General features: G+C 42.0%; 23 protein-coding genes, 1 tRNA gene and 2 pseudogenes. 17 read left to right on the top strand and 9 right to left on the bottom strand.

The features are described 5' to 3' along the window. Positions 1–115: 115 nt before the first annotated feature. The 3 genes from uvrA to H6G96_RS14190 all read left to right on the top strand — a co-directional run bounded on the left by uvrA (position 116) and on the right by H6G96_RS14190 (position 3,905). Positions 116–3,004, top strand: a complete 2,889-nt coding sequence (uvrA, locus tag H6G96_RS14200; protein WP_190912060.1) for an excinuclease ABC subunit UvrA — start codon at positions 116–118, stop codon at positions 3,002–3,004. Between the two features lie 332 nt (positions 3,005–3,336). Next, positions 3,337–3,669, top strand: coding sequence for a DUF6883 domain-containing protein (locus H6G96_RS14195; protein WP_190912059.1), 333 nt, complete (start codon positions 3,337–3,339; stop codon positions 3,667–3,669). Positions 3,670–3,686: 17 nt separating this feature from the next. Further along, complete coding sequence (locus H6G96_RS14190) at positions 3,687–3,905, top strand: DUF4926 domain-containing protein (protein WP_190912058.1); 219 nt, start codon at positions 3,687–3,689, stop codon at positions 3,903–3,905. 5 nt (positions 3,906–3,910) lie between these two features. Here H6G96_RS14190 and H6G96_RS41370 read toward each other — a convergent pair whose 3' ends face one another. The 4 genes from H6G96_RS41370 to H6G96_RS14170 all read right to left on the bottom strand — a co-directional run bounded on the left by H6G96_RS41370 (position 3,911) and on the right by H6G96_RS14170 (position 7,019). Continuing rightward, the gene (locus H6G96_RS41370) at positions 3,911–4,159 is read right to left on the bottom strand and encodes a hypothetical protein (protein ID WP_242063283.1); all 249 of its coding nucleotides are present in this window, start codon (positions 4,157–4,159) and stop codon (positions 3,911–3,913) included. A 422-nt stretch (positions 4,160–4,581) separates the two neighbouring features. Next, positions 4,582–5,010, bottom strand: a complete 429-nt coding sequence (locus H6G96_RS14180; protein WP_190912057.1) for a DUF2358 domain-containing protein — start codon at positions 5,008–5,010, stop codon at positions 4,582–4,584. A gap of 12 nt (positions 5,011–5,022) precedes the next feature. Further along, positions 5,023–6,168, bottom strand: a complete 1,146-nt coding sequence (locus H6G96_RS14175; protein WP_190912056.1) for a family 10 glycosylhydrolase — start codon at positions 6,166–6,168, stop codon at positions 5,023–5,025. 32 nt (positions 6,169–6,200) lie between these two features. After that, complete coding sequence (locus H6G96_RS14170) at positions 6,201–7,019, bottom strand: DUF1206 domain-containing protein (RefSeq protein ID WP_190912055.1); 819 nt, start codon at positions 7,017–7,019, stop codon at positions 6,201–6,203. A gap of 208 nt (positions 7,020–7,227) precedes the next feature. On the opposite strand from H6G96_RS14170, the gene H6G96_RS14165 reads away from it, so the two are divergent. From H6G96_RS14165 to H6G96_RS14150, 4 genes are all read left to right on the top strand, one after another. Then, the gene (locus H6G96_RS14165) at positions 7,228–8,091 is read left to right on the top strand and encodes an alpha/beta hydrolase (RefSeq protein WP_190912054.1); all 864 of its coding nucleotides are present in this window, start codon (positions 7,228–7,230) and stop codon (positions 8,089–8,091) included. Between the two features lie 273 nt (positions 8,092–8,364). Continuing rightward, complete coding sequence (locus H6G96_RS14160) at positions 8,365–8,820, top strand: pentapeptide repeat-containing protein (protein ID WP_190912053.1); 456 nt, start codon at positions 8,365–8,367, stop codon at positions 8,818–8,820. A gap of 243 nt (positions 8,821–9,063) precedes the next feature. Further along, positions 9,064–9,894: a metallophosphoesterase gene (locus H6G96_RS14155; protein WP_190912052.1), complete on the top strand. Its 831-nt coding sequence runs from the start codon at positions 9,064–9,066 to the stop codon at positions 9,892–9,894. A 197-nt stretch (positions 9,895–10,091) separates the two neighbouring features. Then, complete coding sequence (locus tag H6G96_RS14150) at positions 10,092–10,925, top strand: metallophosphoesterase (protein WP_190912051.1); 834 nt, start codon at positions 10,092–10,094, stop codon at positions 10,923–10,925. A 593-nt stretch (positions 10,926–11,518) separates the two neighbouring features. On the opposite strand, the gene H6G96_RS14145 is transcribed toward H6G96_RS14150, so the two are convergent. The 3 genes from H6G96_RS14145 to H6G96_RS14135 all read right to left on the bottom strand — a co-directional run bounded on the left by H6G96_RS14145 (position 11,519) and on the right by H6G96_RS14135 (position 14,919). Next, positions 11,519–12,274, bottom strand: coding sequence for a hypothetical protein (locus tag H6G96_RS14145; protein ID WP_190912050.1), 756 nt, complete (start codon positions 12,272–12,274; stop codon positions 11,519–11,521). A gap of 429 nt (positions 12,275–12,703) precedes the next feature. After that, positions 12,704–14,197, bottom strand: coding sequence for a DnaJ domain-containing protein (locus tag H6G96_RS14140; RefSeq protein ID WP_190912049.1), 1,494 nt, complete (start codon positions 14,195–14,197; stop codon positions 12,704–12,706). Between the two features lie 110 nt (positions 14,198–14,307). After that, the gene (locus tag H6G96_RS14135; RefSeq protein WP_190912048.1) at positions 14,308–14,919 is read right to left on the bottom strand and encodes a DnaJ domain-containing protein; all 612 of its coding nucleotides are present in this window, start codon (positions 14,917–14,919) and stop codon (positions 14,308–14,310) included. Positions 14,920–14,954: 35 nt separating this feature from the next. Here H6G96_RS14135 and H6G96_RS14130 point away from each other — a divergent pair, with 35 nt between their 5' ends. The 6 genes from H6G96_RS14130 (at position 14,955) to H6G96_RS14105 (ending at position 19,048) form a co-directional block, all read left to right on the top strand. After that, on the top strand, positions 14,955–16,049 hold the full coding sequence (locus H6G96_RS14130) for a tocopherol cyclase family protein (protein WP_190912047.1): 1,095 nt from the start codon (positions 14,955–14,957) through the stop codon (positions 16,047–16,049). Positions 16,050–16,082: 33 nt separating this feature from the next. Beyond that, positions 16,083–16,156, top strand: a tRNA-Arg gene (locus H6G96_RS14125). Positions 16,157–16,649: 493 nt separating this feature from the next. Next, entirely contained in the window at positions 16,650–17,507 is an 858-nt protein-coding gene (locus H6G96_RS14120; RefSeq protein ID WP_190912046.1) for a neutral zinc metallopeptidase, read from the top strand. A 40-nt stretch (positions 17,508–17,547) separates the two neighbouring features. Beyond that, a complete protein-coding gene (locus H6G96_RS14115) occupies positions 17,548–18,024 on the top strand; it encodes a hypothetical protein (RefSeq protein WP_190912045.1) in 477 nt (158 codons plus the stop codon). Between the two features lie 383 nt (positions 18,025–18,407). Next, positions 18,408–18,641, top strand: a complete 234-nt coding sequence (locus H6G96_RS14110) for an AbrB/MazE/SpoVT family DNA-binding domain-containing protein (protein WP_190912247.1) — start codon at positions 18,408–18,410, stop codon at positions 18,639–18,641. Next, the gene (locus H6G96_RS14105) at positions 18,638–19,048 is read left to right on the top strand and encodes a type II toxin-antitoxin system VapC family toxin (protein WP_190912044.1); all 411 of its coding nucleotides are present in this window, start codon (positions 18,638–18,640) and stop codon (positions 19,046–19,048) included. The genes H6G96_RS14110 and H6G96_RS14105 overlap by 4 nt, the downstream gene beginning before the upstream one ends. Positions 19,049–19,328: 280 nt before the next feature. Here H6G96_RS14105 and H6G96_RS14100 read toward each other — a convergent pair whose 3' ends face one another. Then, positions 19,329–19,568: a zinc ribbon domain-containing protein gene (locus H6G96_RS14100; protein WP_277932919.1), complete on the bottom strand. Its 240-nt coding sequence runs from the start codon at positions 19,566–19,568 to the stop codon at positions 19,329–19,331. Positions 19,569–19,694: 126 nt separating this feature from the next. Between H6G96_RS14100 and H6G96_RS14095 the strand changes: the two are divergent. The 4 genes and pseudogenes from H6G96_RS14095 to H6G96_RS14080 all read left to right on the top strand — a co-directional run. Beyond that, positions 19,695–20,630: pseudogene (locus H6G96_RS14095) on the top strand (zinc-dependent alcohol dehydrogenase); the annotation flags it as partial. Between the two features lie 54 nt (positions 20,631–20,684). Beyond that, a complete protein-coding gene (locus H6G96_RS14090; protein ID WP_190912043.1) occupies positions 20,685–21,248 on the top strand; it encodes a type 1 glutamine amidotransferase domain-containing protein in 564 nt (187 codons plus the stop codon). A 30-nt stretch (positions 21,249–21,278) separates the two neighbouring features. Continuing rightward, positions 21,279–22,115 carry an aldo/keto reductase gene (locus H6G96_RS14085; RefSeq protein ID WP_190912042.1) on the top strand — a complete coding sequence of 279 codons (837 nt, stop codon included), beginning with the start codon at positions 21,279–21,281 and terminating at the stop codon, positions 22,113–22,115. 76 nt (positions 22,116–22,191) lie between these two features. Further along, positions 22,192–22,443 carry a hypothetical protein gene (locus tag H6G96_RS14080; protein WP_206757670.1) on the top strand — a complete coding sequence of 84 codons (252 nt, stop codon included), beginning with the start codon at positions 22,192–22,194 and terminating at the stop codon, positions 22,441–22,443. Between the two features lie 47 nt (positions 22,444–22,490). On the opposite strand, the pseudogene H6G96_RS14075 reads toward H6G96_RS14080, so the two are convergent. Next, positions 22,491–23,093, bottom strand: a pseudogene (locus H6G96_RS14075) (IS630 family transposase); the annotation flags it as partial. Between the last annotated feature and the right edge of the window lie 48 nt (positions 23,094–23,141).

The following is a 23,141-nucleotide window of genomic DNA, read 5'->3' as shown; positions in this document are numbered from 1 at the left end:
GCCATGAATTTGGAACGACAACTAACTAAAACAGTACGATTGTTCTACTATAAACTAATTAAAGATAGTATTATTAAGGACTGTTTCATAAGAAACTCCTTCTTCGCCGCCCAATATGTCAGACAAACAGCTAGCAGCATCCTTGAATGGACATCTTCCGTACCCCAGCCACAACAGCCAGAATACCATTCGGATTCGGGGTGCTAGGCAGCATAATCTGAAAAATATTGACTTGGAATTGCCACGCGATCGCCTAATCGTATTCACTGGCGTTTCTGGTTCTGGTAAGTCTTCTCTAGCCTTTGATACCATTTTCGCTGAAGGGCAACGTCGCTATGTAGAATCCCTCAGCGCCTACGCACGGCAATTTTTAGGACAACTGGATAAGCCGGATGTCGAAGCCATTGAAGGCTTAAGTCCAGCAATTTCTATTGACCAAAAGTCAACGTCTCATAACCCCCGTTCCACTGTCGGGACGGTGACGGAGATTTACGACTATTTGCGGCTGTTATTTGGTCGCGCTGGCGAACCCCATTGTCCGATATGCGATCGCTGTATTGCACCCCAGACAATCGATGAGATGTGCGATCGCATCATGGAATTACCAGATCGCACCCGCTTCCAAATTCTTGCACCCGTTGTCAGAGGTAAAAAGGGCACACATCGTAAGCTTTTGTCAAGTCTGGCATCTCAAGGTTTTGTCCGCGTGCGGATCAATGGCGAGATCCGCGAACTGTCAGATTCCATTGAATTGGATAAAAACTTTACCCACACCATCGAAGTGGTAATTGACCGCTTGGTGAAAAAGGCTGATATCCAGGAGCGTTTGGTTGATTCCCTGTCTACGTGTCTCAAGCAATCGGGTGGGATTGCAGCCATTCTGGTGAGTCTGCTTGGTGACGACGGACAAGAAAAAGAAGAAGAATTAGTATTTTCGGAAAATTTTGCCTGTCCAGAACATGGCGCGGTAATGGAGGAACTATCACCGCGATTGTTCTCCTTTAACTCACCTTATGGTGCTTGTCCGCACTGTCATGGAATCGGGACTTTAAGAAGATTTGCGCCAGACTTGATTGTACCCGACTGGGAAGCGCCAGTTTATGCTGCGATCGCGCCTTGGTCAGAAAAAGATAATTCTTATTATCTGGAATTACTTTATAGCATCGGACAGATTTATGGGTTTGAGTTACAAACAAATTGGAGCAAGCTGACAGAAGAACAGCAGCAAATTATTTTGTTTGGAGAGAAAGATGAACGAGCCACAGAAGCACAAAGAAAGCAGAGTTTTAAAGGTGCTATTCCAATTTTGCAACGGCAGTATGAGGGTGGTTCGGAATTAATTAAGCAAAAATTAGAGCAGTATTTAATCGATCAACCGTGTGAAGTTTGTAAAGGAAAACGGTTAAAACCGGAAGCCTTGGCGGTGAAGTTGGGACAATATGGAATTTTAGAATTGACTACCGTATCAATTCGGGATTGTCGAGAGAGAATTGAGCAATTCAAGTTGAGCGATCGGCAGTTACAAATTGCTGATTTAGTCCTGAGAGAAATCAAAGCCAGATTGCAATTTTTGTTGGATGTCGGTTTAGATTATCTCACCCTTGACCGTCCCGCCATGACCCTTTCCGGTGGCGAAGCCCAACGAATTCGTCTAGCAACGCAAATTGGTTCTGGTTTAACAGGAGTTCTCTACGTTTTAGATGAACCGAGTATTGGTTTGCATCAACGAGATAATGGTAGGTTGCTCAAAACCTTAACTAAATTGCGCGATTTGGGTAATACATTAATTGTCGTTGAACACGATGAAGAAACTATTCGCGCAGCTAACCATATAGTTGATATTGGCCCTGGTGCAGGAATTCACGGCGGAAATATTATCGCCCAAGGTGATTTTCAGGCGTTATTAGCAGCAGAAGATTCCTTGACGGGTGCATATTTATCAGGAAGGCGAGTAATTACCACACCAGCAGAACGCCGAGAAGGGAATGGGCGCAGTTTGGGAATTAAAAATGCTCATCGCAACAATTTACAAAACATAGATGTAGACATTCCGCTAGGTAAACTCGTCTCGATCACTGGTGTGTCTGGTTCTGGCAAATCTACCCTGATTAACGAATTACTGTACCCATCTCTGCAACACCATTTAACTAAGAAAGTTCCCTTACCCAGACATTTGGATAAAATTCAGGGATTAAACGCGATTGATAAAGCGATCGTTATCGATCAATCCCCAATTGGACGCACGCCACGTTCCAACCCTGCAACTTACACAGGAATTTTCGATGCTATTCGGGATGTATTTTCCCAAACAGTAGAAGCCAAAGCTAGGGGTTACAAACCAGGACAATTTTCCTTCAACGTTAAAGGTGGACGTTGCGAAGCTTGTAGCGGACAGGGTGTAAATGTTATTGAAATGAACTTTCTCCCAGATGTTTACGTGCAATGCGAAATTTGTAAAGGTGCAAGATACAACCGCGAAACTTTGCAAGTGAAGTATAAAGATAAGTCAATTTCTGATGTTCTGAGAATGACAGTTGAGGAAAGTTTAGACTTTTTCCAGAATATACCTAAAGCGATCGCGCGTTTACAAACTTTATTTGATGTCGGGTTGGGTTATGTCCAATTAGGACAACCTGCGACTACTTTATCTGGTGGTGAAGCGCAACGAGTAAAATTGGCGACAGAACTATCTCGACGCGCCACAGGTAAGACGCTTTATTTAATCGATGAACCGACAACAGGGTTATCTTTTTACGATGTCCATAAATTGTTAGATGTATTGCAACGATTAGTAGATAAAGGCAATTCAATATTAGTAATTGAACACAACTTAGATGTAATTCGTTGTTCTGACTGGGTAATAGATTTAGGGCCAGAAGGTGGCGACAAAGGCGGAGAATTGATTGCTGTAGGGACACCGGAGGAAGTTGCAAAAAATCCCAGGTCTTATACTGGGCAATATTTAAAGCAGGTTTTGAAACAGTATCCGGCGGTTAAATCTTAGTCTTTTCCAAGTAGGGTGTATTATATAAAACTAAACATCCTGTCTCTAAATTTTATCCCTAGTTTGAGACTATTTGATTTTTATTTAACTGTTGAATTGCAGTGTGGGGAAGTCAAAGGTTGTAAAAAACTTATCTAGAAAGGCAGTTCTTGCTGAAGGCAGGAGCTTCAGTTGGAATACTGTTTTCTGTCCTCTGCCGTGACCAAAGGGAACAAGGGTTTAAGACCCCCACCAAATTTTCAATTTGGTGGCCCCAATTAAGTACGGTGTTGAATCCCCTACAAAACATTGAACCTTCTGCCCTCTGCCTCCTGCCTTCTGCCTTCTTCAATATGAAACTTCCTAACGCTGAATGCGCTATCGTTGAAATAGATAAAATTGCGGGTTACTGTCTCAACCCAGAACATCCAGAGGGAAAACACAAAGCCCGTGTATTTAAATCTGCACTAGACTTAAATTTAGATGATGCAGAAGAATTACAAGCCATACTTTTACAAGCAGTAGTAAATTATGATGCTATCCCTGGTAAAAGGAATTTATACGGTCAAAAATATATCATTGATTTTCCCCTGAATCGTTCAGATAAACAAGCAATTATTCAAAGCGTTTGGATAGTGCGTAATAATGAAGGCTTCCCCCGCCTAGTCACCTGTTATATAATCTAAGCAATGAGGTAATAATAATGAAATTATTAGATGTGGTTGCCCTAACCGAAGATTTACCAGAAATGGGATTGCATCGCGGTCAAGTAGGAACGATTGTAGAAGAATATGAACCTGGAGTTTTTGAAGTAGAATTCAGCGACTTAACAGGAAAAGCTTATGCCATAGAAACTTTAAATGCTAACCAGCTAATGACTTTATACCATCAACCAATTAGTGGAAAAACTTTATTGGTTTAACAAAATCAATAAATAAACAAACTTGCATCAATATGAAAAAATTTTCCCAAATCTTCAGCTTGTTTTTTAGTGATTTCTAGCTCGCTATTCATGATTTTAGTAACAATCTCGCTCGAACCCAGAATTTCTACCAAATCAGCTTGTTGCAAACCCCTAGCTTCCATCAAATGCAAGAGTCTTGAATAAGGTGTTGAGGAATTAAGCTGATAGTGCTTATCTTCAAAATCCTCAATCAGTTTTACTAATAATTCCATCAAAGCATCTTCTTCAGGAGTCAGATGAGAACGAGAAAGCAGTTTTTCAACAGTTTCTAAAAACTTCTCGTTTTCCTCTTCTGTCTTGATAATCTGAGGTTAATGTTGAGACAGCAATTCACTATAAATATCTGAGTTAAAAATAAAGGTCATTTTCTTAGTAATCTCTGTAATGCTAAATTACAAAGATTCTTATCTTACCAAATTATAGTTACCCCAGATAAAGGCATTCTACTGCAATACGGTTCAGTTAAGCATTTCTTTCTTCTCTTTGCGTCCTTCTCTAACGAGACGCTACGCGATGGCGTTCTTGGCGGTTCTTAAAAAAATTGACTTTGGCAAAGAGTTTTAGGCTTAACTGAACTGTATTGTATTTTAATCTTAATTATTCTTCGTCTCAAGAATGAATATCTAACAGCTAATTAGCTCTCTCCTCTCCTTTGCCAAAACTGCCGTAAAATCTCACCTGGTTTTCTATCCCAAGTATCAATATGCTCATATATGAAATTATCTTGGTTTAATTTATACGTTGAACAGCCATTAAAAAGTAAATCTGCTTTCCAAGGAACGCGTAACACTCCCCGCACTGTCCACTTTGCTAAAATAGTGTATTCGGCTGACTGATAAACCTCATGTACATCAAAGTAAATTTGGGTAAAAAATAGCCGAGCGTGAAATCGCAATGTCCAAAATATAATGCGATAGTTAAATTTGTATTTGAATGTATTTACTGGGTCTTTAAAATAGATATCATCTGTATAAATGTAATATGAAATATCTTTTTTGAAAAGTGTTGGTAAATCCTCTTTTAAAGTTTTAATTACCCGTTCCACCGATAATTGAGATTCCACGCGCATTTTCCCTTAGACAATCTTTTTTAACAACCTTTGCCAAATAGAAGATGTACTCTTGTTAATCACACCACCCGCACTCAAATCTGACAGAGTGGGAAATGATGCAGACTTAGCATAGGGGCCATTTCGCAAAACTTTAGCTAGGGTATTGTTATTCTCGCGCAAACCTTCGTAAAAAAAGAATACCTCTCCTTGAATTCCAACTTGACGATTGTATTCAATTGCTTGCACCAAATATTCTGGACTAATACAATAACTGCCAAGCTTCATCAGTATTCCCGGTGCTAATTTCGGCAGTGTCGCATCTGTGAACTGCTGGTTTACTAGTTTATCAACGATCGCACAATAACTCCCAAAGTCACGCCGATAAATCTGCGGCTGAATCATATCAACGATTCCCCGCTTCAGCCATGCGGGTGAGTCTTGCAGATATTCTTGGAATGCCCAATCATGGATATTAGGTGCGATCGCTACTAACAAGTTAGGATTCACCGCTTTCACCTCCTGGTAGAGACGCGCCAAAAACTCAGTGAGAATATCTGCACGCCACTGTAACCATTGCTTATCCTTGGGGTTCTGTGGTGGATTGCAATTAAATTTCTGGCGATAGCGAGTGATAATTACCTCATCATAGCCACCTTCACAGGGGAATGCAGGGAAGCGATCATCTCCTTGAACACCATCCACATCATAATTCTTTACAACTTCCAGCACCAAGTTCAAGAAGAATTCCTGCACCTGTGAATCGAGTGCATTCAACCACTCAAAGCCGTTTTTCTTCAGTAAATTGCCGTTACAATCACGCGCAGTCCATTCTGGTTTTTTTTGTAAAAGTACACCACCATTCAAATTGTAGGAACTGGCAAAACCGTATTCAAACCAAGGAATGACTTTCAACCCAACTCGCCGCGCCTCAACTACCACCTCTTCTAAAGGGTCACGGCCTACAGACATAGGGTCAATTTCGACTCCAAAAGTCTGCCGCATTGTTTGACTAGGATATAAAGTTACTGCCTTGTTCCAAACAACGGGAAACACCACATTAAATCCCGTCTCGGCAAGCAAATTCATCATCTCAGCAATGCGTTGCTTTGACCTGAGAACCTTACTATCAGTAGTCGTCAGCCAGATACCACGGGTTTCTATTATTGGCATTTCTAGAAATTGAAATTCTCGGCACGCACCATCTAAAAATTGACTAGCCGACGATACCGCGCCTGTATTATTGTATAAATGGCATAGGCAACCAAACCTAACGCAACAATACCCAAAAGCCATGCTCCATAAGGCTGTTGCGCTAGCGTCTGTAATACTTCATCCAAACCTACTGCGGTAGCGGCGTTCGATTGCCTAGCAGCTTCGATTAAAAACCAGCCGGTAATACAAAATACTATACCCCGTGCCGCTAAACCAAATCTGGCAATCCTCATTACCCATTGGGCTTCTTTGTTGCTTAACTCAGTTAAATTGAGTTCTTTACGAAATTTCCCACTAAAAGCTTGATAAAACTGATAGAAACCTAGAGCAATTACAAATGCCCCCGCAGTTCCAACTAACCATTGACCAAAGGGTTGAGAAAGCAAACGTGCTGTCGAATCTTCAGTAGAATCACTACTATTTTTACCCCCGCCTGTACCCATAACGATTTTCACAGCACTTAAGGCTAAACTTGCATAAATCAAGCCATTAACTGCGTAACCAATTCGCACTGCCAAACCTTTGGCATCATTACCTTTATTTTCTGGGTCTTTAATTGCCTGTACAAAACGCCAGATTACGTATCCGATCAAGCCAATTGCAACTAAAGCTAGCAAAAATTTACCAAATGGCTGGTTAACGATTGTTTGGAGAGCGCCTTGGGTATCAGTTGTTTTACCACCGTTGCCAAAAGCCGCCTGTGCTGCCAGTAGCCCAACTATACCGTAAACTACTCCCTTAGAAACATAGCCAAATCGTCCCAGTCGCTCAACCCACAATGAAGCATGGTTTGTCAACTGTTGTGTCATGGTAGTTGGGGAAAATTATTATATTTACCTTTTACCAAAATTTACCCACGATTCACATCTATCCCAAGGCAAATTGTCTAATGTTTTTGCAAAAAATCACTATCGTAATACTGCCTTTTAATAGATGTGAGGCTAATCAACATGATATTACACTTATTAAGTAGAGTATTACTATTTAGTGTTTTTTAATGCTGAATTTAGATTAATTATGTCTCTAATAGAAAACTCTTGGAAACACGAATATATAACTACCAATGGGGTAAAGTTACACTACGTTACCCAAGGCGAAGGCCCTTTAATGTTGATGTTGCATGGGTTTCCTGAATTTTGGTACTCTTGGCGGCATCAAATACCAGAATTTGCCCAAGATTTTAAAGTCGTTGCCCTTGACTTGCGTGGCTACAACGATAGTGATAAACCAAATGAGCAATCAGCTTATGTAATGGATGAATTTATCAAAGACGTTGAGGGAGTAATTAAAGGATTAGGATACCAAAAATGTGTATTAGTTGGCCATGATTGGGGAGGTGCGATCGCTTGGAATTTTGCATATACTCATCCCGAAATGTTAGAGCAATTAATTATCCTTAACCTGCCTCATCCTGCCAAATTTGCCCAAGGTTTACGCACTCCTCAACAGTTGCTACGTAGCAATTATATATTCCTTTTTCAACTACCGTGGATACCAGAATTACTTTTACAATCTTTAGACTACCAAGTAATTGAAACAGCTTTTAAAGGTACAGCAGTTAACAAGAGTGCTTTCACCAAAGCGGATCTTGAAGCTTATAAAAATGCTGCTGCAAAACGTGGTGCGCTCACAGCAATGTTGAACTACTACCGTAATATTTTCCAACAGAGAATGTTAAATCCAAATTGGGGCGTTCTAGAAGTGCCAACACTGATGATTTGGGGAGAAAATGACACTGCACTTGGCAAGGAGCTAACTTACAATACCGAAGCCTATGTCAGAGACTTTCAAATTAAGTACATACCTAATTGTGGACATTGGGTGCAGCAAGAACAACCTGAATTGGTTAATCAGTATATGCGAGAATTTCTGAGGCCTTAAAGAAGTATAAATACTTATCAAAATAACCAAGTCATGGCAAGTAATGCAAACTTTTAAAAAATTTAATAGTGATTTAACACTGGTAGTTTTTTAGGGATTATCAAGTAAAAATCGCCAAAAATCAGAATTAACGGCATTTGCTAAATTACCGTTATCCCTATTTCATATCACAACTAAGTTGTCAAGAGATGGATTGACCTCAAGAAGTTTAATGAGATAATAGAGTTGTGAGGGATAGAACGGACGCAACTTGATTATTTAAGGGGGAAAATTATGAAACTTCAGCTATTAGCGGCCATGGCCTTGGCAACTCCCCTATTTTTCACAAGCTCGGTTAGAGCCGAAAATCCGCAGGACTTACAAAAGCTGCTTTCAACTGGGGAATGTATCCGGTGTGATCTAGTGGGAGCTAACCTCAGTGGCGCTCATTTAATTGGTGCTGACTTGAGAGACGCGAAGCTCCAAGGAGCCAACCTTGTAGGGGCTAACCTCGAAGGTGCTGACTTAACTGGTGCAAATTTGGCAGGTGCGAACCTAACATCAGCTTATGTCACCAATGTGAATTTGAAGCAAACCAATCTCAACGGAGTAAATTTTACTCGCGCTACAATTCACGATTCTAATGTGTATAAAGCATCAATGAATGATCTCAATCTCACTGATGCCGACATATTTAACACTGGAATCGGGATTGGTGGAGAAGATGCCCAGATTCCTGATTGGGACTAGGCTGAACTAAGTAGGCAGGTTAAATAAACACAACATCAGAGAAACTGGTTTTTTGCCAGCATAAACCTTAAAATCTGCCCATACACTATACAAGAATAAAAAATGAAACCCCTCTGCCTTGTAATGACTTTAGTATGATGAAAGCAGAGGGGATTTCTTATTAAATTGTGCTGACCGCTACACACGAAGCAAGGATGTTTCCTGAAGTTGTAAGCGCTATGATTGAGCTTTATTGAACGTCTTATGCATTGGTTGTTATCTGGGCCGTTGAGTATAGAAAAATTAACGGTTAATATTACAGGGTTGCCTGCATCGTTACAAGGTAAGAAGTTGGTGCAGTTGTCAGATTTTCACTACGATGGTTTGCGGCTATCGGAAGAGATGTTAGAAAAAGCGATCGCACTTACTAACCAAGCTGAACCAGATTTAGTTTTATTAACTGGTGACTATGTAACTGACGATCCGACACCGATTCACCAACTGATACTTCGACTCAAACATCTGCAAAGTCGCAGTGGTATCTATGCTGTTCTTGGCAATCACGATATCCATTACAAACACGCCAAAGCAGAAGTTACCGATGCCCTTACTAGCATTGGAATTCACGTCCTTTGGAACGAAATTGCCTATCCATTAGGAAAAGAATTGCCTCTTGTTGGATTGGCAGATAGTTGGTCACGGGAATTTAATCCCGTACCAGTCATGAATCAACTAAACCCCGACATACCCCGTATCGTTTTATCTCACAACCCTGATAGTGCAGAGATACTGCAAACATGGCGAGTTGACTTACAATTATCTGGTCATACTCACGGTGGTCAAATCATGATTCCCGGAATTGGGCCTGCAATGTTTTTTTACGAAAAGCTTACAGAAAAAATACCCAGAAAAGTGCGGCATCGAGTGCCATTTTTGCAAGAAAATATTTCTGTAGTTAAGCATTGGGAATGGGCACAGGGTTTCCATCGGATAGGAAAAAATCAGCTATACGTCAATCGTGGTTTGGGAACTTACCTCCCAGGACGCTTATTTTGCCGTCCAGAAGTTACTATAATCACCCTACAAGGTGAGTAAGTAATTTAAATGTCAAAATTAAAGAACGCAATCACAGTAGGTATTCTGGCTAATGAATCACTACAAATTGAAGCTAGTATTTAAGTTAATTTGTTAGTTATATTTGGAGTATATGACATAAATTATTGCAGTTTATCAAGTTACATTTTGATTTTTGGTAAGCTGTAAGCGCTGGTATGAGGAGTATCGGTTGCCTTATGCATTGGTTGTTTACGGGACATTTAAGAGTAGATAAAATCACGGTTAAGATTGCGGAACTTCCAGCATCTTTACAAGGTACAACCCTAGTGCAGTTGTCAGATTTTCACTACGATGGTTTGCGGCTGTCGGAAGATATGTTAGAAAAAGCGATCGCACTTACTAACCAAGCTGAACCAGATTTAATTCTATTAACTGGTGACTACGTAACTGACGATCCGACGCCGATTCACCAATTGGCGCTTCGACTCAAACATTTGCAAAGTCGCTGTGGTATCTATGCTGTACTTGGTAATCACGATATCTATTACAGCCACTCAAAAGCAGAAGTTACACAGGCGTTAACTAGCATTGGGGTACATGTGCTTTGGAATGAAATCGCCTATCCATTAGGAAAACAATTACCATTGGTAGGACTAGCTGATTATTGGTCACAGGAATTTTACCCTGCACCAGTCATGAATCAATTAGACTCCGTTACACCCCGCATCGTTTTATCCCATAACCCAGATACAGCTAAGATATTGCAGCAATGGCGCGTAGATTTGCAACTATCTGGTCATACCCACGGTGGTCACATCGTAATTCCGGGCATTGGGCCTCTAGTATTTTATTATAAAAAGCTGCTGAAACAAATTCCCAAAAAATTACGGCGTTGGGTAACATTTTTCCTGGGAGACTGTTCTAAAGTCGTGCGCTATTGGGAGTGGGCGCAAGGGTTTCACAAGGTAGAAGAAAATCAACTATATGTTAATCGTGGTTTAGGAACTTATAAACCAGGACGTTTATTTTGTCCGCCAGAAGTGACTGTAATTACGTTAGTTAGTCATTAGTCATTGGTCATTGGTCATTGTTCATTGGTCTAAATAACTCTCTCCTAAGAAGAGAGATAAATAGCAAAGAACAAATGACAAACGACAAAAATGCATAATACTCAAAACAGAAACCGCCTTAAGCTACGATGGATAATATCAGCAGCTTGGGGCGGTTTCTTGAAGATCAAAGAATTCAGAAGTAACTAACTCAAACTAAGGTGGACAAGATTGGCGATCGCTATACTCAGAATTGCACATCCTAACATTTCAACTAGGCAGGCATTTTCTGGCAGTGCGTTTTAAAACCTCCAAAACAACTCATTGAACTTCAAGCGAGAATACATTCAATGGATGCTACAACTAAAAGAGCGATCGCGAGAATATTAGAGCAGGAGGTACAGGCTCTAACTTGAAAGTTTTTGTTTAACTCTTAACCTGTTTGTACCTTGCTCTTAATCTAGCATCATGTTTCTTTAGCTACAAGACACCTTTACTAAACTTGAGTACCATTTACTTTTCGCAATAATTCAGAAATCTTTCTTAAGAATATTCCCACTTGTTAGATGTTGGTGTTGATACCAGCATTATCAAGTGGGCTGATTCAGAAGCCGTTATTGAGCAGAACCGCCTGTAGTAGTATCATCTGCGGTAGAAGAACCGCTATTAGATGTACTGTTTGACTGGTCTACTCCTTGAGGTGGAGTGGTTTTAGAAGTATCATTTTTCGCACCTGGAACCACAGTATTACTAGATGTACCACCCTCATTCTGCGAATTCGGAGTATTACTACTTGGACTTTGTGTAACTTTTGGTGTTGGCTGAGTTACAGAAGGTGCTTTTTCTGCCGCAGGCTGCTGGGGTGGGATAGTAATGTTAATATCCGGTTGGCGAGGTGCAGATGGAGGTGTAACCTGCTGTTGTGGAACAGGAACAGCAACAGGAACAGGTACTTCCCTGGTTCTTTCGATTATCGTCGTTTTTGTTTGTGGAGAAGCACTAGGAGTTGGACTACTACTTGGTACAGGAACCACGACTGGCACGGTATTGTCAACGGCTGCGTTATTCTGTTGGTTGAAGTACCAGACGCCACCTATAACCAAACCAAGCAGGGAAGTGATGATAATACCCAATAGCAAACCACCACTAGCATTGTTTTCATCACGCTGGGCTAAATCTGCTTGCTGGTAGCTACGCTCAACATTTCGACCTTGTACGTAACCGTTAGTGTAAGAGTTGGGATTAGCTGTGTTGTTCTTGACTGTTTCAGTGGTTCGTGTCAAGTCAGTGTGAGTATTACCATTAATATCAGTGTAAGATTCTTGCTTGATTTCACTGTTTTTGATTTCGCGTTCATTGGGAATAGACATAGCTGTTGATTTCGCTCCTCGATATGATTTTGACAGACTAAAGTTTTGTAATGAACAAGAGGTTTTAATGAGCTTAAAAATTTGTGTTGCTGATAAATATTGAGTTTTATTTGCTACTCAACTGTTGGTAATTATCAGAATAACCTCTGAGATTAAACAAGTGGCTCTATCTCCAGGAAGTTAATACTTAATCGAAAGAAAGATTATCCCAAAGATAGATGTTTATTAAACTGTTAGGTGATGTTTTGATGAAAAATCTAGTAATTTGCTTCAGTTATCTAAATTTTTAATAAACAAGAATAAATTATGATTAAAGGTCATTTATAAACAATACTCAGCACAGTTTTTACGCGATAACGCATTTAAAACTTACTACTTGCTTTATGCGGTTGTTAGTGCTGAAATTATCAAATTTACTTCGATTTTTCGTTAGACATTGCATCTCCAAAGCTTGATTTTCATGTCTCGACTACCACTAACCAAAGTTTTGGCATCGGGGCTGAAAGCGACGGAGTTAACCCAATCTGAATGGTTGCCCAGCGTGTAAAGTTCTTGTCCGGTGTTAACATTCCATAGCTTCACTGTATGATCTGCACTACCACTAACAAGATGCTGACCATCGGGACTAAAAGCAACAGACCAAACATAGCTATGATGTCCAGCAAGTGTGTTAATTAGCTTACCTGTATTGATATTCCATAACTTGATAGTCTGGTCATAACTGCTACTCGCTAAAATTTGTCCATCAGGGCTAATGGCGACACAAGTCACCCAGCCTGAATGCCCGTTGAGAGTTTGCAGCAGTTTCCTACTTTTTAAATTCCACAGCTTAATGGTATTATCCGCACCGCCACTGATAAAAATCTGCTGCTTTGGGCAAATAGCAAGGGAGTAAACTAAGCCAGAATGACCTTTGAGGACTTGCAGTAATTGTCCCATCTCTATATGAGAAACCTTAATAGTAGTGTCTGTACCGCCACTCAAGATAGTTTGACCATCTGGACTAATGATTACAGAAAAAACTGGGGTTGAATGTACTTTGAGTGTCTTGAGTAATTTACCTGTAGACACCTGCCAAATCATTATGCTGCTGTCATCACTGCCACTAACCAGAGTTTGGCTATCTGGGCTAAAGGCTAGGCATCTTACCCATTTTGTATGACTAGTGAGAGTATGTAGTAATTTCCCTGTGTGGATATGCCAAATTTTAATAGTATTATCACTACTTCCACTAGCCAAAATTTGCCCATCTGGACTGATTGCAGTTGTAAAAACCCAGTTCAGATGAGTCAGGGTGTGTACACATTTCCAGGATGGAAGTTGAGACTGTGATTCAGGTGGCGGTGTAGGTTTGGGTGGTGGTGGCGGTGGCGATGTAGGTTTGGGTGGTGGCGGCGGCGATGTAGGTTTAGGCGGTGGCGTTGGTGGCGATGTAGGTTTGGGTGCTGCTTTTTTCTGTTTCAGTTCCAGTTCTCTGGCATTTTTCAAATCTGACTTGGCTCTATTTTCATATCCTAGTTTTGAGCAAGCAAGCCCTCGGTATTTGTAAGCTTCAAAGTAGTTGGGGTTGAGACGAATGGCTTTGCTAAAGTCTTCAATTGCTTCACTATATTTTCCTCTTTGAGCTTTCTCCATGCCCAGTTTATAGAAACTTTCAGCATTAGATGGAGTAAAATCAATTTTGGTAGAAGTGGAACCAGATTTATTTGTCTCATCTGGCTGATAAGACTTTAATCTTGCATAAGCTTGATTGATTTCTTTGATTTTTTCTTCCGCTTCTAGCTTTTGCTGTGGTTCGAGAAAACAATCTGGATGCCAAGTCTTAGCCATCTGGCGATAAGCCTGCTTGACCTCATCAACAGATGCATCTGCTTTTAACCCCAGAATATTGTAAACATGATTTATATCGACGTGATCGCTCATACTAGAAAATCAGCAGCAAATCTAAGTCTACTTAGTATTCCCCAGTACAAGTATTTCCTAACTCAAGATATGATATCGCTGTCTGAAGCGTGTTAAACTATATTCGTTTTTTATCTCCAACGCCGGTTTAGCCGCAATATCTTTTTAATCCCCTGACAAAATCTTTCTACCAGAGGTCTAGGTTTGGATACATATCTAGGCGATCGCACTCTCCGTGCAGCACCCGGATTCCTTAATTCTTCTTCTATTTGTGTAGCTTTATTTAAATCGGAAGCGGCTCTATATTCGTATCCCAGTTGTGAGCAAACTAGCCCACGATATTTATACGCCTCAACATAGTGAGGATTTAGACGAATTGCGTGGGTAAAATCTGCGATCGCATCCTCATACCTTCCTTCTGTAGCATTCTCTACCCCTAAACTATAGAAAGTTTCAGCATCCCAACGATTGACAGATATTTTTGTGGGATTTTTAGGCGAAGATGAAGATGGATTTTCAGGAATAGGAGGCTCGGATGGACTTTCAGATTTGAGCTTGTTGTAAGCTGCGTTGATTGATTTGATTTTTTCCTCAGCTTCCTGTTTTTGCTTTTGCTCAAGAAAGCGATCGGGATGCCAAATTTTCACCAGTTGACGGTAAGCTCGCTTTACTTGTGCTTGTGATGCACCCGGTTCCAGCCCAAGAATTTCATAAGCATGATTGATATCGAGGTCATCGCGCATACTGAAAAAATCGGCAACTATAACTATATAGATATATGTTAACTATTCCCTTAAATCTCCTCCAATCAACTCAAACGCCCCATTCTGGTTATCACTGGGATGGAAGTAGTCGCCGCTTCTTTGAAGGCTGGTATTACCGCATCACTTTGCCGGAAATTGGGCAAACATTCGCCTTTATGTACTCCATCGAAGATCCCATTGGCGGTAAACCCCACAGTGGTGGTGCAGCCCAAATTCTCGGCCCGGATGATGAGTATTTATGGCGTACTTTTCCTGATGTGAATAAATTTTGGGGTAGTCGAGATGTCTTGGGTTTAGGTCATTGGGGTAAAACAGATTTGCAAATTTCTCCTCTATACTTGCTCCCAGCAGAGTTTGAGCATCATATTCAAGAGGGTTATCAAGCTACAGCTACTTTGAATCAGGGAGTGATTTGCGATCGCGCCACCAATAATTATTGCCGTTGGCAGTATGAAATTCAACCAATATACGGTTGGGGTAATAAAAATAGCATTCAGCAATCAACCGCAGGCTGGCTGTCATTCTCGCAGATTTTTGAACCCGGATGGCAAATTTTGATGGCTCACGGTTTAGCCAGTGGAAAGATTGACTGGAATGGCAAAATCTACGAATTCACCAACGCCCCAGCCTACGGCGAGAAAAATTGGGGTGGTGCTTTTCCACAAAAATGGTTTTGGATAAATTGTAATTGCTTTGAGGGCGAACCCGACTTAGCATTAACTGCTGGCGGTGGACGGCGGGGTGTGCTGTGGTGGATGGAATCTGTAGCGATGATTGGGTTGCACTATCAAGGCAAGTTTTATGAATTCGTTCCCTGGAATTCACAAGTAAACTGGGAAATTCAGCCTTGGGGTAGATGGCAAATGAAAGCTACCAACTCTAATTATGAAATTGAATTGACAGGAACCACAGATTTGCCTGGTACATCTCTGCGTGCGCCTACAGAGGATGGTTTAAGATACTGTTGCCGAGACACCATGCAAGGAAAGTTAAATTTAGAGTTACGAGAACTAAATGGGAAAAAATCTAAAATAATCTTGAAAGCAGAAAGTTTTCTTTGTGGTTTAGAAGTAGGCGGCAGTTGGAATAATGTTTGGCAGTCTCGGTAAAAGTACTGCTATAATTATATGTGCTTCATAGTTGGGGTTGTAGCTCAGTTGGATAGAGCGGACGCCTCCTAAGCGTCAGGTCGTGCGTTCGAATCGCACCAGTCCCGTAAAGAAATAAATTCCTATGACTTTGATTAATAGCAGGTTGTAGGAATTTTATTTTTTACTGTATGTAGTAGCTCAAAAACAGTAAAAATATCTTAAGATAATTCTTCATTATGTCATTTTACAATGCGAATACTTTAGATGAAATAACAGTAAAAGTTCCTAATAATTTATCTGCATATTGATTAATGGCATTGGTAATAATTTCTGCCCTAATTTTCTAGCACTATCAACCGCTACTTTAATAATGCTTGCACCGTCTGGGCAGTGCGGCTAGGGAATCGTTGATAAACCAAGGTTTCAACTACCGAGTAAGACTACTTAGTTAATAACCTTCCTAAAGACTGAGGGTGCTTTATTTATATTTTGTCCGTAGGCAGACGAGATCGATACATAAAATGAGTAATATTTATTTGCTCCCACAAAAAGCTTGTGTAGATTTCATTCTACCTAGTTCAAGGGGTATTTTTTTGTGAGTATTAGTAAGCACTAATTATGCGTTGGCAAATAGGCCGTCGGAGTACAAATGTTGAAGATCGGCGTGGAACGAGGATTTCCGCACCTGTCGTGGGTGGAGGTGTTGGAGCAGCACTGATATCGCTACTGGTTTTACTATTGGGTGGTGATCCCAGTGGACTTTGGCAACAAGATTCCCTACCAAGTGATAGCCCGATAGCTGAGTCACCTCAAACAACAGGGTCTCAAGCTCAAGATCAAATGGCGGATTTTGTATCTGTTGTACTGGCTGATACAGAAGATACATGGAGTGAGTTGTTTCGGCAAGATGGAAAAACTTATGTAGAACCAAAGTTAGTTCTTTACTCAGGAGCGGTGGAGTCTGCTTGTGGATTTGCACGTTCAGCAGTTGGGCCATTTTATTGTCCGCGCGATCAAAAGGTGTATATTGACTTGAGTTTTTACCGGGATTTGAAGACTCGATATCAAGCACCTGGAGATTTTGCTCAAGCATATGTGATTGCTCATGAAATTGGGCATCATGTCCAAAATTTACTTGGCATTTCGGAGCAAGTTCAAACCTTGCAAACCCAAGTGAATCAGACGCAAGCAAATCAGCTTTCTGTGCGATTAGAATTACAAGCAGACTGTTTTGCAGGCGTTTGGGCAAATCATGCTCAACGCTCACGCCAAATTTTGGAGACAGGCGATATTGAAGAAGCATTGAACGCAGCTAGCAGTATTGGAGATGACCGCTTGCAAAAACAGGTTAGAGGCTATGCTGTGCCTGAATCTTTTACACATGGTAGTTCAGCTCAAAGGGTTCGTTGGTTTAAACGAGGTATCCAAACGGGCGAACCTCAGCAATGTAATACTTTCGCCAATACCAATTCCTAACAGATTTCTTAAACAATTTTTAGAATAACAATAAACAAACATGGATAACAAGAACAAAGTTGATAGTACTAAAAATAATTCGGTTCAGCATACAAAAGGTACTGAAAGTGATATAGTTTTATCCTCTAGTGAACCCAAAGAGATAACTAAAACAATTGATATAGATGGTCACCGTCCAGTTGATCCAAGTAACATTCAAATTCAGGAAATAATTAATATAGATGGTCAACGCCCAATTGTAAAAGATGAAAATAATTACGATCAAACAATTGATATAGATGGCCAACGCCCGATCACTAAGAGCGCTTTTCAAGAGCATGACACGCTAAACATAGATGGCAAACGTCCAATTGACCCTAGTGATTTAGAGGTTGAAGCTATTCTTGATATAGATGGTCAACGTCCGATCGCTAAGAGTAATTTTCAAGTTCAAGATACTCTAGAGATAGATGGTAGCCGCCCAATAGTTTCAGATAACACTATTGATTCGCAAATACCAACAGACTACGTAGACTAAAATCACGACCTGACTTGACTCTAGACACCGTAATAGTTTTAGATATTTTAGTAAATTCCCGCTTCGCTCTCAAAACTCTATTTTTATGTGATGCCTACGGCGGTAAACTACGCATAAAGTCGAAACGATAGTACATTTGAATTACAGCTTAGAACCCTTATTAAATCGTTCGGCTTTTTTCTAACTCAATTTAAAATGGGCGAACCGTAAGTTATCAGCGACTCATTGCAAAAATCTGTTCAGCCGTTAAGGGAATGTTCGGAAACAATCTAGAATCAATTCGATCTTGCCCTCGAAACACCTTCGGGGGTAAATGCTATTAGCCAAACACTTCAACCAACATTAATATGAGGACATAAGAATGCTTGAACAACAAACATACGATGCGGATTACACCTGACGGTCAAATTACCATCCCTCCTGAAATCCGAGAGGTGCTAAACATTTCTCCTGACGTAGAATTAGCGTTTGAAATCGAAGGCGATCGCCTCTACCTCAAGAAAATACAACCTATCGATAAAATCTCAACCTGGATTGACACTATGCGGGGTTGTGCTACTGGAAACCTCACCACTGAACAAATTATGACTCTCACTCGTAGCGACGATAATCAATGACCGTCTTGGTAGACAGCAACGTTATCCTCGACATTCTTACCAATGATCGCAACTGGTTTGATTGGTCAGCCCTTCAACTGACAACCTATGCCCGTCAAGACCAACTTGCTATTAATCCTATCATCTACGCTGAGATTGCCATCGGCTTTCCCAGAGAACAGGAACTCATCACTGCATTGCCGGAAGATATATTTCAACGTCTGCCTTTACCTTGGGATGCGGCATTCCTAGCAGGTCAAAGTTTTCTTAACTACCGTCGTCGTGGTGGTGCCAGAACCCCCCCATTGCCTGATTTTTACATTGGTGCCCATGCTAGCACTGCTAATTTGCCTCTCATTACCCGTGATGTTAATCGCTATCGCACTTACTTTCCCAACGTTAGGCTCATTTCACTGAATAGTCATTAGACATCTCTAGAAATTAATTATGCGTTACCTGAAACCCTTGTATTCGGAGATGTTTATTAAATTGAACTAGCAAACACATTAGTACAACAAGGCAAAAGTAAAAAGTAAATTCAATAATTTAATACGCTATCACCTACCAGAACACAAGACGCGATCGCATTTTAACGGCTCGTACTCTTCATTCATCGCTAAGTCGGCGTAGATATAGCGAAGCTGTCACCAGAGGCAAGATAGCCTGAAAGTATTGTGGAGTGTGGGTTTGAGAAAAAAGAGTTGATTATTAGGTTTTAGCGATTTTGACGGGGGTTTTATAAGCACAGCCACAAATTGGACAAAATCGATGTCTCAAAGACAACACCAACTCACCGCAATTCGCGCAGTTAGCTCGAATCGGGGTACCGCAGAGATAACAAAACTTGGCTTTGACATGACCCCACATAGGGTCAACCGCAGCGCCAGGATTCCAACATTGAGGACAAAACTTAACTCTTCTAACCTTAGAGACTTCCTCATTACTCAAGTTTTTTGAGATTTATGCCAGGTTTCCTGAGAATAATCAAGAAATATCCTTCATCGTTGTTGATTATGTTGCCAAACTTTGAGATATTTCTCCTCAAAAGTACTCTTACTACGATTGGCAAGGACCGTCCCCTTTACCATTTCCTGCGGCTCCTGTTTCTTTTGTCAAAAAGATTTGTGGTCGCTGTGCGATAACTCCAACCCCAACCCCAACGCCTGGATACCGGAAAAACTCATGGGTTATTCTCCATCTGGTCTTTTCGGCTACTCCCATATGATGGGTGGCTATGCTGGAGGTCAAGCTGAATATGCCCGCGTTCCCTTTGCCGATGTCGGTTTATTCAAGATTCCTGATGGACTAACAGACGAACAAGTCCTGTTTCTGACGGATATCTTCCCCACTGGCTATATGGCAGCGGAAAACTGCGATATCCAGCCAGGAGATACTGTAGCGATCTGGGGCTGCGGTCCAGTCGGACAGTTTGCCATTAGAAGTGCATATATGCTAGGTGCCGAGCGCGTCATTGCTATTGATCGAGTTCCCGAACGCCTACAGATGGCGAAAGACGGCAAGGCAGAAGTCCTTAACTATGAGGAAGTTGATGTTGGTGAAGCCCTCAAAGATATGACCGGTGGGCGCGGTCCAGATGCTTGCATGGATGCTGTGGGAATGGAAGCCCACGGTACGGGTCCTGATGCGTTTTACGACCAGGTAAAGCAAGCCGTGCGTATGGAAACCGACCGACCCACTGCCCTAAGGCAAGTGATTGTTGCCTGTCGCAAAGGTGGCACTGTTTCAATTCCTGGTGTTTACGGCGGCTTTGTAGACAAGATACCGATGGGTGCTGCCATGAACAAAGCCTTAACATTTAAAACGGGACAAACGCATGTTCATAGGTACTTGCGCCCGTTACTTGATCGCGTCCAAAATGGCGATATCGACCCATCTTTTGTAATCACCCATCGTCTGCCGCTAGAACAAGCACCGCACGGCTACGAAATTTTCAAGCACAAGAAGGACAACTGTATCAAGATCGTGCTCAAGCCAGGTCAGGCTGCCTAAAACCCCACATGAACACGAAAAAACCAAGTCTAGCCAACACTTTAGGAGGTAAAGATGACAGAAGAGCTCACAAATAAGAAAGTTGCTATTCTGGTTACAGATGGCTTTGAGCAAGTTGAAATGGCTCAACCAAAGCTTGCCCTTGAGTCAGCAGGTGCTCAAACCTACATCATTTCACCTAAGAGCGATCGCGTTCAGGGCTGGAACCATTATGACAAAGGGGATTTTTTCCCGGTAGATGTACCCCTCGATCAAGTAAATCCAGCCGACTATGATGCCCTCCTGCTTCCCGGTGGTGTTGCCAATCCAGATCAACTTCGGACTAACGCTAAGGCGATCGAGTTTATAAAGTCCTTCTTCGATACTGACAAGCCGGTAGCGGTGATCTGCCACGGGCCTTGGACTCTGATCGAGGCAGATGTGGTGCGCGCACGAAAGCTCACCTCGTGGCCGTCGCTCAAGACTGATCTCCAGAACGCAGGTGCCCAGTGGGTAGATCAGGAAGTTGTAGTTGATAGCAACCTCGTGTCGAGCCGCAAGCCAGACGACATCCCAGCCTTCAACCGGGAAATGATCGAGCTGTTCAGCCATGCAGGGCAGGTAAGGCAGACGGTGTGAGGACTCGGAGCGTTAATCAGGAGGACAGATATGGAACAGCATCGATTTGGTTCCACGCAGCGCGAGGTGGCAGCGATCGGTCAAGGAACTTGGTACATCGACAACGGTGACCGCGCCTCTGCGATCGCCGCTTTGCGCCAAGGACTCGATCTCGGCATGACCCACATCGACACGGCAGAGATGTACGGCAGCGCCGAGGAGGTGGTCGCAGAGGCGATCGCTGGACGACGCGATCAGGTTTTCCTGGTTTCCAAGGTTCTTCCTGGAAATGCTTCTCGCAGAGGGACGATCATAGCCTGTGAGAAATCCCTCGCTCGACTTCATACCGATCGGCTGGACTCTTATCTGTTGCACTGGCGCGGTCAACACCCACTGGAGGAGACGATCGCTGCCTTCGAGCAGCTTCAGCACGAGGGGAAGATTCTCTGCTGGGGCGTGAGCAACTTCGATGTGCCTGACCTTGAAGCAGTCCAGAAGATCGCTGGCGAGGGTTCTCTCGTCTGCAATCAAGTCCTTTACCATTTGAAAGAGAGAGCGATCGAACATGCTGTGATCCCCTGGTGTGAGAAGCATGGGGTCGCCGTAGTCGCATACAGCCCGTTCGGTCATGGGGATTTTCCCAGCTCGCGCACAACCGCAGGTCGCGTACTACAGGAAATCGCCGCCCATAACGCCACCCCTCGCCAAGTCGCGCTCCGATTTCTGGTGCGGCATTCCTCGCTCTTCGCAATCCCCAAAGCATCCAACCCCGAACACGCCGCTGAAAACGCGGGAGCCGGGGAACTCAATCTGACCCAAACCGAACTCGATCGAATCGACGCAGCCTTCCCGACCGGATCTCGTCCCCGCGTGCTTCCCATGCTGTAAGCCTGATTGGCTCGCCAGCAGATTGCCTGCCCATGAATTGAAGGCACCGCGCTGATGGAGAAGACTTCCGAGCTTTTTGCCTAGCCGCCCACCATTGAGGAGGTTGACATCGTTAGCTAGTCAAGCTTCCTTGATGGGGGAAAGTAGCGAAGATACCGTTGGCGAAATATTTCTTAACGCTGAAAATCCTTGTGCTGTCGTGGAAACCCGTCAAAGCAAGTTACCGAAAATCACCCCCTCCAATGAATTCGCCAACGGTATCAGCGAAGCTGTCACCAGCGGCCACGCAATGGCTGAAACCGTTTCTCCAACAACTTCAGAGAATTAGTTATGAGAACAGTGATAATTGCTCCATCTTAGTAAGCTAATCAGCATTTAAGCTGCAACATAGTTTAGATTACCTTTATTTTTTATTTTCCGATGCCACTTAATTACTAACTCACTTTGATTTAACAGCTTATCTAGCAGCGATTTCAATTCATCTACTGATTTAAATAACCGATGAGCAATATATTCTTTGCATGAATGCCAAACTAACTCAATGATATTGTAATCAGGACTGTAAGCAGGTAGAAATTCTAAAACGAAATTTGGAAACTCTTGAGATATCTTAGCCAGAATATCTTTGCGTTTATGAAAACTAGCATTATCTAAAATTAAAATAACCTTTGAACCATACTTAGCAAAATTTTCACCAAGGTTTCCTTTACTTATCCACTCTTGTTTAATTAATGCATTTAATTGTTGTAATTGCTCGTAAAAAATATCTGCATTACCTTTTTTGACGAAAAAGCATACCCGTTTTCGGTCTAATTCTCGGATTGCTCCCATCACATTGACACGTCCACAACGTCGTTGTCCTGGAACATTCTTGCGCTTTCCTTTTTTACGCCAATTCTGTATCGGCTCAATAAGTCGGGGTAACGAATAAAAGTAAGAAGAGTTGCTAGCATCCGATTTCATGAGAGCTAACTATATTGTTCTAACGCAGGCATTCTATTTGAATGCAAACGCTTTACTATAAAG

It is taken from the genome of Nostoc sp. FACHB-892 (genome assembly GCF_014698795.1).
Taxonomy (GTDB): Bacteria; Cyanobacteriota; Cyanobacteriia; order Cyanobacteriales; family Nostocaceae; genus Nostoc.
This window is presented reverse-complemented; position numbering and strand designations above follow the sequence as displayed.